The organism is Edaphobacter aggregans DSM 19364, assembly GCF_000745965.1.
Lineage (GTDB): Bacteria > Acidobacteriota > Terriglobia > Terriglobales > Acidobacteriaceae > Edaphobacter > Edaphobacter aggregans.
In genome coordinates, this window is sequence record NZ_JQKI01000122.1 from 1 (window position 1) to 14,328 (window position 14,328).

Here is a 14,328-nt window from a genome sequence, read left to right on the forward strand (position 1 = left end):
CACGGATTCTGATCAGACGAAAGCGCGCTCTCCCGAGCGCGCCCAGAAGATTTCGTGCTTTTCTCTTGACAAAGACTTACATGGATGCCCGTCATCCGCCCAGAACCCAGAAATCTGGAAAGTCTTGTGTCCGCAGTGAACTATCTTGCAGAATCTCGTAGCCGCCAGCGATCTTCCAGATGTTGATTCGGTTCGTGAAGCCTCAGTCGCGGGCTTCAATCAGGCGTTCCAGATCGTTGGTCGCGTCAGTGGCATATCGCACCTTTGAGAGTCTCCGCAACTTCCGTCCCAACTCGCGGAAGCAGTAATCCACTCCCTCTCCCAACGCGGCGATCTGAGATATGTCTCTGAGGTATCCGCGCTAGACCGTGTAGACGAAAAGCTGATCTGCAACCGCTGTCGCGGTTTCGTGCCCGAGAATCCGCAGCAAAGCGGATGGATGCTGGTCCCGGCGAAGTTGTTTCCATTTCGCCACCCACCCTCCGGAAACTTTCCGTAACCCGAAAAAGACATTGACAAAGCGCCCTTTAGATATTTAACTCAACGTTCATAAAGCAAATTGAGCGTTAGCGGTGACTCGTCACGACAACGTAAGTCGTCGTGCGCGTGGTTTCGTCGACACGTGCTGGCCGACCACCGCGACAATTCTTGAGGCCAAGTGATGACAAAACTACAGACGTTTGCGTGTCGCGCGATGCTATTTGTCGTTGCGGCAGTGCTTGTTGTGTGTACCGGGAGAGCCTGGGGACAGAATGATACGGGCAGCATTAGCGGAACAGTCACCGATCCAAGCGGTGCTTGCATCCACTCGTAAGACCACGTTGCGCTTCCTCTTCGCACTCTAAGAAGGTTTGCCAGGCCGACTGGAGCCGAGCATGGCAGGTGTTTGACGCCGTGAACCTCTGCTAACGCTGATCGTCGTGATGGCAATCACAAGGTCCGTGACAATAAACTATTCGGGCCAGGAGATACGTATCGGCTGAGAGACGAAGCCCGAACCCTGCGGGAAAGCCACCTTCAGCTTCTCTCCGCTGAGTTCAGCTCCATAGACCTTCAAGGCTGGATCACCTTTACCTTGCGGCAGCGCAGAATTCCTGCGAACGGATAACCCCGCGGTACTCCCTGCAACGCCTTCGATCACCAGCGACAGGCCACCAGGGTGGTACGACTCCTCAATCACACGCGGTTGGCTTGTGGTCGCGCCTGCCTCAGGAACTCGCTCCCCATCTAGTGTGACCTCCACGGCAGGTAACGGCAAGGAGAGAGTATGCAGCGTAGTGGCACGCTCTCTGCACTCTTTACTGTCACCGTCTGGTTCTCCGCTGAGGCACAGCACTGTCTTGTTCGCAGATCGGACTGTGGCCAGCAGGTGCCCGCGCTCACGGTTCAGGTTGATCGTGTAAAGATCGTCGCCTACACGCACATTGTCCAACTCTGCAGAATCCCACCCAGGGGGAAGGTGCGGCTGTATCCGAAGGGTGCGATGCGTTGCATCCGCCTCGACACCGAAGAGCCCGCGAATAGCCGGGGCTAGAACCATCGCCGACGACCATAGCTGATGTGAGCTGCTCCGCCCTAGCGGCTGAAAGAACTCTCCCGAAAGAACCTCCGTCAAAAAGCCGGGATCCTGTGCCCACGAAAGTTCAACATTGCGCATCAGCGCCGCATATCCCGCAAGCGGCCGCCCACTGCGATACTCTGCAAGCGATACCCAGCCAGTAAACAGCGGCCACACTGAGCCTTGATGATAACTGATAGGATCAAACACCGCTGCCGTGTCATTGACCGAACGCACGCCCCAGTCCGTCGCGAATTCGTGCGAGGCCCATGCCGACAACATTGCCTCCGGCCTTGGCAGGGAAGCTCCATCTGTCCACAAGGCAACGCTGGGGAACACAGAGGACGTCTTGTCGTAGGCTCCGTCCCGATCAAGGCTGAAGGCATACATTCCATCGCTCTGCCGATAATTTCCAATCGCCTCGCCGACGTGCTGCGCTTGAGCCGTTGCGCTCAATGCCAAAGCTTCATCTCTCATTAAAGTCGCCAACTCTGAAAGTGCCGCGCTCGACGTGCGATCAAGCGCAGCAAGATAAATCTCCTGTTGCGGCATCTTCGGCGGCCACGCCTCCACCCAGCCCGTCCCTTCGCTATTGTCATAGACGCCGTCGCCGTCCGAGTCATGCGAGCGGTCGAACTCATAAGCCTTTTTTACCTGTTCCCAATGCGCCCTGAGGAAATCGACATCACCCGTGACACGAACGTAGTCCGCCACAGCCATAATGAAGAGAGGTGTGGCATCCGCAGCCGCATACTCGTAACCCAACTTCGCCCAGTCCAGATCGCCGTGAAGCATCTCCGCTGTCAACGAAAACTCGTGCATCATCTTGCCGTCCGCACGCTGCCGCTTCGAAAGAAACTCCAGTGCCTGTTTCGCTAGTGCCTCGTCGCCATAGCTGTTCACCGCGTATAGGCTCCACAACGTATCGCGGCCGAAGTACCAGCCAAATCCGGGCCTGGTGGAATCGAACGAAGGGTACCATCCTGCAACCAGCCCCGTCTCATCGCCGGTGCGCACCTTGCTTTGTTCGATAGCAATCTCTGCCCACCGCATGGCTGCGTCGAATTTTGGATCAGGAGTCTTAACACTTAGTCGCCGGTCGAAGAAGCGCTCATAGTACGCCCTCGTCTGTCGATACGTCTCAGGAAGCGCGTTTGCAGTGGCACTCAGACGAGCCTGCATCGCAGCTACAGCGGCAGGAGTGTTCTTCTCACCGCGCTTGCTCACCGCGACGACAAGCGGAAAGAGACGTTGACTGTCCAACTTCGGATCGAAATGAACCTTGAACTGCAGCGGTAGCGCCTGCGGACGTTCCTGATATGGAGCGATAATACCTGCCGACGCGTTCGGCATTCCCACCATGCCGAAGTTTTCAGGATTATCCGTCGAGAGCACAAATGCACCTCCACTACCCATAGCAACCCAATTTGTTGATGGTCTGCCAAACGTTGGAGCAGGCCACTGCTGCAGCATCGCGGGCTCCAGTGACACCGTAAGTACCGCAGGCTTGATCGACTCAATCTCGAATAGAATCATTGGGCCAATTGCCGTATTTTCATCACCAGCGGGTACAAACATATGCTGCCGTACCGTGATCGCCGCATGGGAGTATGTGATCGTCGTATGGTCCGGATGCACATCGATCGCTGCTGCAGCCGCGTTCAGATCGATCGGTACAGAATATCCCGCAACTTCCGCAGTTAGATGAAGATTGGTGAAGACCTTAGTCGGCAGAGCCCAAACCTCAACGCTGCCGTTCTGCAGGCCGAGGATGGCCCCAGTCGCGCCGGTCACCGTAAACGGATGCTGCGGCTGCACGGCCTGATGGATGACGAGAGGCCCGTCGGACAGGGGAAATCGCGGAGTGGGTTCCAGGCCTGTCTGAGCGGCGGCCGACGCAAGAGCAGAGAGGGACACAACGAGGATGCAAGAACTTATCTTGCTGCAATGCCTTGAAAGATTCATAAGGAGAGATCGTTCCCGGATGAAAAAGACGTTGTCCTTTCGGACTTGTTGAAGAGGATAGAAAGCACGGAACAGACTACAGGGCTGCCGGCGATATCACCGGCAGCCCTTCTATGTGAGGCCCTGGCTAGAACGCCACGCGGAACGCGAACTGTAGTTGCCGCATGGGAACGTTCGAGTCCAGGTTGCTGATGACACCGCCATTCGAGCAGTCCACGCATCGCGCGCCCGAGGAATTGGGAATATCCAGCGCCGGATGATTGAACAGGTTGAACGCCTGGAACTGGAACTGTCCCTTCACCCGCTCCGTCAACGGAATGTCCTTCATCAGAGACGCGTCAACCATAAACTCACGCGGCCCGTGGAAGGAGTTGCGACCCACATTCCCGAAAGTACCGAACGCCGGCATCAGGAAGGCACCCGAGCTATTTGGCGAGCCGACCGGGTTTGCCATCGGCGTAAAGAGCCGAACCGTATGCGTCACAGGATCGAATCCACCCGCGCCCACATTGAAGCCCGTACCCTTGTCCGGACGGCAATCGCTGCTGCGCCCGGGACCGTTGAAGTTGGTATCAAGGTCCTGCTGCTGGCCGCACTCCGCGAACGTCGGCGTAAACGGCGCTCCGCTCTCATATGTCGTAACCCCGCTGACGGTATAGCCACCAACCAGGTAGTCCATCCAACGGCTGCTGTGCGAGAGGAACATACGGTCCCTGCCGAATGGCAGCTGATACACGCCGCTCAACACAAAGATGTGCGCGCGATTCGTATCGTTCGGTCCGTAGCTCACGCGAGGGTACCGTGCAAACACCGCATCGTTGGCATAGTTCATAGCCTTCGACCAGGTGTAATTCGCGTTGAACTGCAAACCATGTGCGAAGCGCTTATCAAGCTTGGTCTGCAGCGCGTTGTAGTGAGCGTTGCCGGCGGGAGCAGCCGATGTCATGCCGTTGCTGCAGCATGTCACAACGGAGCCGTTATAGGTCGACACGAACTTGTCGTAATAGGGCCGTCGCTGAGCGATGTCCCCCGAAACAAGCTCGGCCGGAGTAGCCGCAAGCACAGGAGCGTTCAGGTCATACCCATACGTCTCGCCCGGATAGATTCGCTCAGCATGATTGCCCACATAAGCGATCTCCATCGTCGTACTAGCCCCAAGCTGCTGCTGCAGCGTCAGGTTCCACTGGTCCACCTTCGGCAACTGAATGCGTTCGGGACGGAACTGCGGATTGAATGCATCGCTGAGTGGAATGATGCCGTTCGATGGAATGAATGGAGCGGCCGGCCGAACCGGAGGAGCCGCTAGTGTCGTTGCATACTGACCGATCGCATTATTCGCGGTGATGTCTTCATTCGCGAGCACCGGCAGGTTATGCGTAAGCACGCTGCCGAAGATCGTTCCGAAGTATCCGACGCTGTCATACACCTGACCGAAACCACCACGAATCACCGTGTTCGGCAGCACCTGGTAAGCAACGCCCAATCGGCCCGCGAGGTTCAGGTAGTCCATCTTCTGGTTGCCGTTCGTGCCGATCCCGTTGACTCCAGCAACACGCGTTCCGCCCGAAGCGATCGAGGCGAATCCACCCTTGCCCGTTCCATTCACGGTCTCCGGATAGATCACGTCCCAACGAACACCGTAGTTCACCGTCAACTTCTGCGTCGCGCGATAGCTGTCCTGCGCATAGAACGCGCCACGCTTCTGCCGATTCGCCGCGTCGTTCTGGTAAACATCGAAGCGCTGGAACTCGTTGACCTGCCCAAACAGCAGCGAAGCGAGACCCGACCCCGAGCCACTCGGACCGCCAGTCGAGCCGTAGTTGAAGTTCAACACGCCCGTACGATTGTTATCGCTGGCATTGCGGATGTTCATCGCGTAGCGATAATCACCGCCGAACTTGATCGTGTGCTTGCCCAGGACCTTCGTCCAGTTATTCGCCAGTTGATAGACCTGCTCACTCTCCAGCAGGGGACAGTTGCATCCCTGGTTGCCGAAGTTGCTGATGCTTCCATCGGTGATGTTGAACGTTGGCAAACCGCCCGTATCGCTCACTGTATTCAGATTCGGAATGCCGGCCGCCGTCGCCGGCGTGCCCCCGGAGTACTTATTCTCCGCGACGTGATAGTTCAGGTAGCCTAGGCGAACATCCGCGAGGAACCCGGCATTCACCGCCCAGTCAAGGCCCAGTGAACCGTTCTGGTTCTGCACCTGCGATGTGCCGGAGGTATTGCCGATCCCAAACCCCTGACCGCCAGCCGCTCCAAACGCCGGAACACCCAGCAGGCGATAAATCGCATAGTCGTAGCGGCCGAAGGCGTTCAGCTTGTCGTTCACTCGATAGTCCAGCCGGACATCGGCCTGGTCGCCGTTGTTCGATCCCGTCCCCGAAGCAGCATAGTTATTCTGCGTTGCCGATGAAGACGTTGTGTTGGGCGCCGGCAGCAGACGGAGGAAGTTGATTGCCTGTGGTGAAAGCACCGACTTCGGTACCGCATTCGGTGCATAGGCTGTCGGAGCCCCGCCCGAGCTCGGCCGGTAGTAAACGACGCCACTGGTCACATACTGGCTCAGATCGCACGTCAAACTCCCTGCCGCCAGACATGTATTGCGAATAGTATTCGTCGGTACGGACTGCAGGAAGCTGGCTCCCAGCCTCTGGCGCAATCCCTGATAGTCCATAAAGAAGAACGCCTTGTTCTTCAGGATCGGACCGCCAAGCGACCCGCCGAACTGGTTGTAGAGTGCGCTGGGAAGAAATCGGCCTGTGTTTGGGTCCCGGGTCGACTGCGCAAACGGATCACGGGCCTGCTGCGCATCGCTATGCCGGAACGAGAACACGTCCCCGTGAAACACATTACTTCCAGACTTCGTACTCGCGCTGATAATGCCGCCTGCCGCGCCGCCAAACTCAGCATCGTAGTTCTGCGTAGTGACCTTCAGTTCGCCGATCGAATCCAGCGTAGGGTTAATCACAATGATTCCCAGCACCGGATCGCGGTTATCCGTGCCGTCCAGCAGAAATCCCTGAACGCCATAGTTCGATCCGTTCGAGTTCAGTGCAATCCCACCCTGCGGATTCTCCGGTCCCTGAATATTGAACGAAGAGTGCTGCATGCCGGGCGTAAGCAAAGCGAAAGTCGTGAAGTTGCGCGTCAGGTTCGGCAACGCTTGGATCGCGCGCTCGTTCAGAATCTCCGAAACCTCGGCCCGGTCTGTCATGAGCGCCGGTGCCTCCGATGAGACATTGATCGACTGCTGCGTCCCCTGAACCTGCAGAGCCACGTCCACCTTCTGCGACGTGCCGGCACTCAACTCCACGCCTTCAGCTTGCCCAGGAGCGAATGCCCCCGACTCCACCTTAATAGAGTACGTATCCGGGATCAGGTTATCCACCCGCCAGAACCCTTCCGAATTGCTCTGCACACCTGTCTGGGTGCCCTTGTTCACATCAGTGACCGTCACCCGTGCATTGGGGATGATCGCACCTGAATTATCAGTGATGGTCCCATACAGCGACCCGTAGACCGCCTGAGCGTACCCGGTTCTTAAACCCAACAGAGCCACCACCAGGAACAGAATCCCGAGGTATACCTGCCTACTAATAGACTTCATCCTTGCCTCCACTGATAGCATCGAAGAGAAGGTGGCTGCACCACTGCAAGGTTCTCTAACTGTGAATCCTTTGCGAGATGCGGTCACGGGGAAGCGATTAATTCCGCTTCCGGTTGTCCCTCTTATGAGCCGCCGTAGACCATGCTCTTTATTAGCAACGGTTGAATAGGTCGTTCACCGTGATTTGACCGTGAAATACGTGAATTCTGAATGAAAACCGCCCCGGAGCAGCCCAACCAACTTATTGATTTTGAAGGCGATCCTCGCTGGGAACTCGTCCAGCGCGTTATCGAGAGCCCCCACCTCGTTGGCTCCGTTCGCCTCCGCGATTTCCTCCTCCACGTCGCGGCCTGCGCCATCCGCCAGGCCCCCGAGGACGCCACCGAGCAGCAGATTGGCATCCAGGTCTTCCGCCGATCCCCTGGTTTCAACTCCAGCGAGGACAGCATCGTCCGCAGCCAGGCCCGGCTCCTTCGCCTCAAACTCTCTGCCTACTTCAACGCCGAGGGAGCCTCCGAACCGCTCATCATTGAGATTCCCAAGGGCCACTACCTGCCCGTCTTCCTTCCCAACCCCACGCTCGCGCCTGCTGTGGAAGTCGCCCTAGCCCTCCCCGAAGCACCCCCATCCCCGGTCGAAAGTTCAGCCCCTAGCCATTCCATTCCGGAGATTGAGGTAACGCAAAGGCCATTTGGCAATCGTCATTGGAATTGGCCGATCATCTCATTCATCTGTCTGCTTGTTATCTTCACGATCGCAGTGCGTCTCTGGCAACGGCATTATGCCTCGATCCAGCCGCTCAACCGTCTATGGGCACCCTTCTTCACTGGCGACCCGCCGTTAGTCATCTACAGCAACGCCCTCTTCATCGGCGACTCCAAACACGGTATGCGCTATGCCGCCAATGATGGTTCAGATAATCAGGCTCCAGATCGGGTAGATAATTACACCGGTATTGGCGAACTCATTTCAGTTCATAAACTTACGCAGATGTTTGATCGGCATCACGCAGAGTTCATCCTGAAACGCAGCCTCTTGGTCACATGGGACGAAGCCCGCGAGCGCAACCTCATCTTTATCGGGTCCATCGCTGAAAACAGCTCCTTGAAGGCGCTGCCGTCCGGCCAGAACTTTAGCTACATCGCCACCCCCGATTCTGCTGGAGTGGTGAACCATCACCCCCGCCCCGGCGAACCCGCGACTTATACTCGCCCCGAGCACCCTCTCACCAAGGACTACGCTATTGTCGCTCTTCTACCTAGCGTTCAGCCCGATTTCCATGTGCTCGCCTTCAGCGGCTTGACAACCCTCGGAACTCAAGCTGCGGTCGAATACGCCTCAAACCCCGAAACTGTAGCCGAGCTGATGAAGCACGTTGCTGCCGACGGGAAGGTCCACAACTTTGAGGCCGTTCTCGAGGTAAACATCAGCGGAGGAGTGCCGCTGCAACCCAAACTACTCACTTTGCGGGTCTACTAGCTTATTCCCAGACAAATGCCATGTTGCGTGACTTGGATCTTGTCAGCGCCCGTTAGTAGTCGGCACTTTACCTTCCTCTCTCCCAGTCGGAAGTAGTAGAACAGCGATTCAGAGCGCGGGTGCTGACCTATCATGAGCGCTAGTCCTCCGACAATGGCGATCCACAACAGCATGGTCAAACTATGCTGCTAAACACCTCGCTTGTCCGGAGTATCGCACGCGTAGCGTCCGCCGCGCCAGCGGCTTCGTTCAAACGCCGTAGTGTTTACAGATTTCCAGTGGGTGACTTTCCACTTGAACGAAAAGTCGCCATCTCGGACAAGTGGTTCCTGTAGTTCCCGGAAACGGGGTTAGCGGCAACTTCGCGTGATAGTCGGGGTGCTGCATGCGACGCATGGCCACCAAAGGACCGCCGCCCACTTACACGGAGACGTGCACCCACTGTCTGGCGATCATCCCCGTCCGCGACGTCATCAATATCGACGCCGAGCACAACCGCTGTCCCGAAGTGTGGCGAGGCCTACAAGGTGCCGGGGTCGGAGAAGTGGCAGCAGCTGCCGGAGACCTCGTAACCCCTCCGTTGTATCGCGAAGTCGTCTACGGTCTGACAAGCTTACTACCGGGTCCGACTTGGAAGTCCACTACCGGATCCCATCCGTAAGGAGACTTATCTGTGGACGATTCGGGACTGATGGACAGCTATGTCAACGAGGGACGCATCGATAAGGCGCTGGCTCTCACCGTGTTCCTCGAGATAGCACAGGTGGTCGGTGCCGAGAGCAAGCTAGGGGATCTCCCGCAGGACGAGAACATCGTCATCACCTCGAACCCCAAAGCCTTCTACACGCGGCCCGACCATCATCAGAACTAGCCTCAGTCCTCGAGGTCGAAGTCTCCCTCGTCGTCATCCTCGTCACCGACCACGTAGCACTCGGCGGATTCCCGATTTTCATGCTTACTCTCAAGTCGCTCCGCCTCGGCACCTTTGGCCTATGGATTTATTTCATAGCCAATTGGTCTGCCTGGTGTCTCGTTAGCGTGCCTCCACGGTTCTTCTGGCCTTTGGACTTCTATGCTGCTCTGGTTCTCATGCCCGTAATCGTCTGTTCAAGTCTGCTACCTTGCGTGGCCAGACAAGAGAGAACACAGCCCTCGGGCCGACTGTCAGCACTACCCTGACCGCTACTTGAAACTTCCGCGATTCGGTGATGCGTCGTCTTCGTGGGAATAGTCTCTCCCTTCTGGAGCGACCTGCTCATCCGATTTATCGGTATTAACCCCGTTCTGCAGGCGACGGCGCGCCAGATTCAATGAGCAACCGCGCGGCGATACCACCCAGAACGGCAAGGCCAGTCGCTATCCAAATCACAGCGCGATAGCCGCTCAGGAAGGACATGGTGATCGCATGCTGAACTCTGGGATCGGGATTGTAGGCGGATGCAAGCTGAGGCCGGGCGGCATCAACTTGTGCACGAACCTCCGGATCCAATGCCAGCTGAGCGAGGCGCCGATCAAGCGAATGGTTGAAAACCGTGACCAGAATTGCACCGAAAACAGCCACTGCAAGCAGAGCGGCCAAACGGGAGACTGCGTTATTGATTCCTGAGGCGAGGCCCGACTCCGATTCCGGGACGGCGTTCATCACCGTCGTAGTCAAGGGAGCGACGCTGGTAGCCATGCCTAGCCCCATCACCACTACGGCCGGAAAAAATGTGGCCCAGTAGCTGCTACTCTGCGGTACAACCGCGAAAAGTGCAATTCCACAGGCTGCAATAAAAGGCCCAACTGTAAGCGGAAGCCGTGATCCGTAGCGAGCAACAAGGCCGCCTGCCCAGCGTGACAGTCCAAACATGATGGCTATAAGAGGGAGAAATGCCGCCCCTGCCTGGGTAGCTGTGTAGTGTTGGATCTGGATCAGGTCCATCGGGAAGAAGAACATCAACCCCCCGAGCGATGCATACAGAAACAGTGTCAGCAGATTTGCACCTGCAAAGTTTCGCGACCGAAACAGTTTGAGCGAAACCATAGGCGCGCGAGACCAATGCTCTACAGCGACAAATGTCACCAAAGCAAGTACGCCCAAACCTGCAGCAGCTATGACGAGATGGCCTTTATGACGAGCGTGAGTGGGCCACTCAATCAGCGCATACGTGACGCCACCAAGCCCCAGCGTTGCCAGCAGAGCGCCTAGCCAGTCGAGATGATGTGAGGCATTCTCGTTACGGCTTTCCGGCACCCTGGTACACAAAAGAATAACAATCAAGGCCAGCGGGAGATTCAGGAAGAAGACCCAGCGCCAGGTGGAGTGTTCAATCAGCCACCCTCCAATGACGGGGCCGATGGCAGCGGTTATCGAGGAAAAGCCTGACCATGTGCCGATCGCATGCCCTCTCGCGTTCTCTGGAAAAGAGGCCGTGATCAACGCGAGACTCCCAGGTACCAAGAAAGCCGCTCCTAAACCTTGAATCGAACGGGCCCAGATCAGCATGTCGATGTTCCGAGCTACGCCACACCACGCAGAGGCGGCTGCAAACACGGCGACGCCGAAAACGTACACCCTGCGGCGGCCGAAGATGTCTCCCAGAGAGCCGCCTACAAGGAGCAATGCCGCCAACATCAAAGCGTACGCTTCAACGACCCACTGCACGTCCGCGAGGGAAGCGCGGAAAGCGTTCTGCAGTGCGGGGAGTGCGACATTGACAACTGTTCCGTCAATAAACGCCATGCCCGATCCAAGAATGGTGGCGGCAAGCACGATACGTCCGCTCACTTGTGGCTTCGAGCTATCTTTCCGCATGCAGAGAACCTCGGTCAGCTTCCCTTAGTCTGAAATCTTAGCTCGTCTTCATAAATTGGCTTCTGAGAGCATCGCCACTTTCGGCGAGCAGTAGGCCCTGTTCTCGTCATTTGACGAGAGGGCCAAGATCTCAGCTATCAGCATGAGCGTTACACTCAAACGAGTGACAATGAAGATTTGGTTTGTACCTATCCTGACGATCGCGCTAGCCTCGACCGTCGCCGCGCAAGACATCCGAGAGTTTCTCGGCCGTTGGGACATGACTGTTACCCCCGCCACCGGCAAACCTTATCCGCAATGGATGGAGCTTACGGATAACGGCGGCAAAATTGAAGGTCGCGTTCAGCCGAGGGGCGGCGCATGGCGTCCGATCATAGGCGCTCACATGGAGTCGGGCAAACTGATTGTGGCTGTGGGCGAAGCGGGCCCTTCGGCAGTTAGCTGGGAGCTCACGTCCCCCAGCTCAGACAAGCTAACCGGCATAGAGAAGCACGGCGACGCCGGCGGCCCGATGCTTGCTGGCGTGAAGGCGCCTTCGCTTGATCGGCCAATGCCGAAGCAGTGGACCAAACCCCAACCTCTTTTCGACGGCAAAGATCTTAAAGGTTGGGAGCCGATAGGAAATGTCGATAACAACAAATGGGTGGCGCGCAATGGCGAGCTGGTGAATGACAATCCCGAAGTGCCCGGTCAAAGAGGGCACGGGGCTGCCAACATCATGACCACAGAAAAGTTCCAAGATTTCAAACTGCATATTGAAGTGAACTGCCCAGAAGGCGGTAACAGCGGCATCTATCTGCGTGGTCGCTATGAGTTACAGGTAGGCACCGAAGGCGGCAAGCTCCCGTCGCATGAAATGGGCGCGATCTACAGTTACTATCCGCCGCCAGAGGGTTCAGAACTTGGTCTCGGAAAATGGACGACCTTCGACGTCACCCTGGTCGGCAGACATGTGACGGTTTTGCGCGATGGCAAGACGTACCACGACAATGTCGAGATTCCTGGCCCGACCGGAGGTGCTCTTGACAGCAATGAAGCCGAGCCAGGACCCTTCTATCTGCAGGGGGATCACCACGGCGTCATCGCTTACCGCAACATCACCATCTCCGTTCCGAAAAAGTAAGGGGTTGTGACGCGGACCGTTCCCCAAAACGGGATTTTGAGAAAGTTCGCCCCTCGGATTCGCCAGTCAAGGGTACCGAGAAAACGGCGAAGCGTTCCTACCCCTTGACTGACACCCGTAGCTCAAGGTATTTCATCAGTACATGAAGAAGATCAGAAAACGGTCTGCTTCCTGGCTGGCGAAGAGTGCTCGGCGCGGATTCCGGGGCTACCCTATCGCGACGGTTGCACTCTATGGCCCGACTGCGGACTTGGCCACCAAGATCGCCGTCTCCATCATCCCCGACGAACGCAAACCGCCCGACGTGCTCGAACGCTGGTTCTCCGAAGACATCGATGTACGCCACGATCCGGTTGTCGGCGAGCAGATCAAAGCCTTCCTTCGCCAGCATCAGGCTCGCTCCGTGGTCGTGACCGACCCGCGTCTTCGGCTGCCCGCACGAGGAAGGTATCGACTACCCCGAAGGCCACTCCTGCCCGCACTGCCCGTATTGGGCGGGCCGCGACCGCTTCACCCATGAACGCATCCACTAATCGCACTCGGGGCTTTCTGCCTCCTGGCTGTCGCGGCTACCCGATTATCAGCGAACTTGCCGCAAAGGCGACTTTGCGGGCACAACGGGATAGTTTCCGGATAGACCGGTTATCCGGAAATTCGGTGGTGCGCCGCATTGTTCGAGGCGACGATAGCGGCCGGGGCGTGCTATCGATGAACGATGAGAACTGGGTTCAATGGAATGCACAGAGCGACTCCGTCTGGTTGAGGTCCGTGAAGGCGGATTTCTGTATGGTTTGAAGCTCGACTGATGGAACAAAAAGCTCCACCCCGAGGAGGGCAATCGCGCATCAGCGTGGCACCTGTGAGTTCACAACTTTTTGCAATTTGTTGCGTTGTTGTGACATATCGCCCAGCGCTCGCGCTTATTCTTCAATCCGATGGAAGTGGGCGCTTCCCCTAAAACGCAGGGGGCGCCTCTTCGGAAGCGCGCTATATGTTGAAGTTTCAAGTTCGACGATGGTCCGAGCGCCCTCGCATGTTGGTATTCATGCTGGGAGTTATGTTACCCGCCGCCGCGTTCGTCGTAGCCGGTGCATGGCACCTTAGGAACATACAGCTTAACAAGGCCATCGAGGCTGTCATACAACGGGAGCATCAACAGGTCCTGGCTATCGCCGAAAAACGGATTGATAACCGCGCTTATGATATCGCCGAGGAAGCCAGGGCGAAATTTCCCGGTGTGAGCCAAGGCGACGAGCTGGAGGCTTTCCTGGCGTCACACAGAGACATTGCACATGCGTTTCTTTGGACAGGGAAAGGCCACGTCGAGAGTCAATCTCAGCCTGATCGCATGGGCGATCCTGAATTTGTTGAAGAAGGCAAGAAGTTCGTATCCATGATCGGACCTTGGTTTGACCTGGAATCCAAAGACTACATCACCAAACTGAAGAAGATCGAGGCGATGGAAGGGAGGCGCGTCTACCTTAGGGACAATTGGGTATCCAGGGGCGACAAATGGCAGTATCAGTCTTTGGTGCTATTCATACCTCGCGGTTCGACTGCGGAGCATCCCGCTCTGGCAGGGTTTGTCTACGATACCGACTATCTGAAGGACAAGTTTTTTCCGCAAGCGCTGAACGAAGTGCTGCCAAATCAGAACAAAAACGATACATCCCATCCTCAACCAGCGATCATGGTACGGACTGCAAAGGACCACGCTCCTTTGGCTACTTCCCTCTGTTGGGATGGAGGTTCGCCTGAAGTAGAGCGTAATTTTGATGGTGTCTTCCCCGGAC

8 protein-coding genes and 1 pseudogene are annotated in these 14,328 nt (G+C 56.9%); 6 read left to right on the forward strand and 3 right to left on the reverse strand.

Annotated elements, in window-relative coordinates; genetic code table 11:
- Nucleotides 1-952: 952 nt before the first annotated feature.
- Together Q363_RS25445 and Q363_RS25450 are read right to left on the reverse strand one after the other, a co-directional pair.
- On the reverse strand, nucleotides 953-3,475 hold the full coding sequence (locus Q363_RS25445) for an amylo-alpha-1,6-glucosidase (protein ID WP_211256341.1): 2,523 nt from the start codon (nucleotides 3,473-3,475) through the stop codon (nucleotides 953-955).
- Nucleotides 3,476-3,650: 175 nt separating this feature from the next.
- The gene (locus tag Q363_RS25450; RefSeq protein WP_051979305.1) at nucleotides 3,651-7,136 is read right to left on the reverse strand and encodes a TonB-dependent receptor; all 3,486 of its coding nucleotides are present in this window, start codon (nucleotides 7,134-7,136) and stop codon (nucleotides 3,651-3,653) included.
- Between the two features lie 210 nt (nucleotides 7,137-7,346).
- Here Q363_RS25450 and Q363_RS25455 point away from each other — a divergent pair, with 210 nt between their 5' ends.
- From Q363_RS25455 to Q363_RS25460, 3 genes are all read left to right on the forward strand, one after another.
- A complete protein-coding gene (locus Q363_RS25455) occupies nucleotides 7,347-8,615 on the forward strand; it encodes a hypothetical protein (protein WP_035356449.1) in 1,269 nt (422 codons plus the stop codon).
- Between the two features lie 394 nt (nucleotides 8,616-9,009).
- Complete coding sequence (locus Q363_RS41190; protein ID WP_157467538.1) at nucleotides 9,010-9,276, forward strand: hypothetical protein; 267 nt, start codon at nucleotides 9,010-9,012, stop codon at nucleotides 9,274-9,276.
- A gap of 12 nt (nucleotides 9,277-9,288) precedes the next feature.
- The gene (locus tag Q363_RS25460; protein WP_035356451.1) at nucleotides 9,289-9,486 is read left to right on the forward strand and encodes a hypothetical protein; all 198 of its coding nucleotides are present in this window, start codon (nucleotides 9,289-9,291) and stop codon (nucleotides 9,484-9,486) included.
- A gap of 402 nt (nucleotides 9,487-9,888) precedes the next feature.
- Here the strand turns inward: Q363_RS25460 and Q363_RS25465 are convergent, their stop codons facing one another.
- On the reverse strand, nucleotides 9,889-11,370 hold the full coding sequence (locus Q363_RS25465) for an MFS transporter (protein ID WP_245632467.1): 1,482 nt from the start codon (nucleotides 11,368-11,370) through the stop codon (nucleotides 9,889-9,891).
- 211 nt (nucleotides 11,371-11,581) lie between these two features.
- Between Q363_RS25465 and Q363_RS25470 the strand changes: the two genes are divergently transcribed.
- From Q363_RS25470 to Q363_RS25480, 3 genes and pseudogenes are all read left to right on the forward strand, one after another.
- The gene (locus Q363_RS25470; RefSeq protein ID WP_035356455.1) at nucleotides 11,582-12,535 is read left to right on the forward strand and encodes a 3-keto-disaccharide hydrolase; all 954 of its coding nucleotides are present in this window, start codon (nucleotides 11,582-11,584) and stop codon (nucleotides 12,533-12,535) included.
- A 142-nt stretch (nucleotides 12,536-12,677) separates the two neighbouring features.
- A complete protein-coding gene (locus tag Q363_RS25475; protein WP_211256342.1) occupies nucleotides 12,678-13,055 on the forward strand; it encodes a hypothetical protein in 378 nt (125 codons plus the stop codon).
- A 513-nt stretch (nucleotides 13,056-13,568) separates the two neighbouring features.
- A pseudogene (locus tag Q363_RS25480) lies at nucleotides 13,569-14,328 on the forward strand (sensor histidine kinase); the annotation flags it as partial.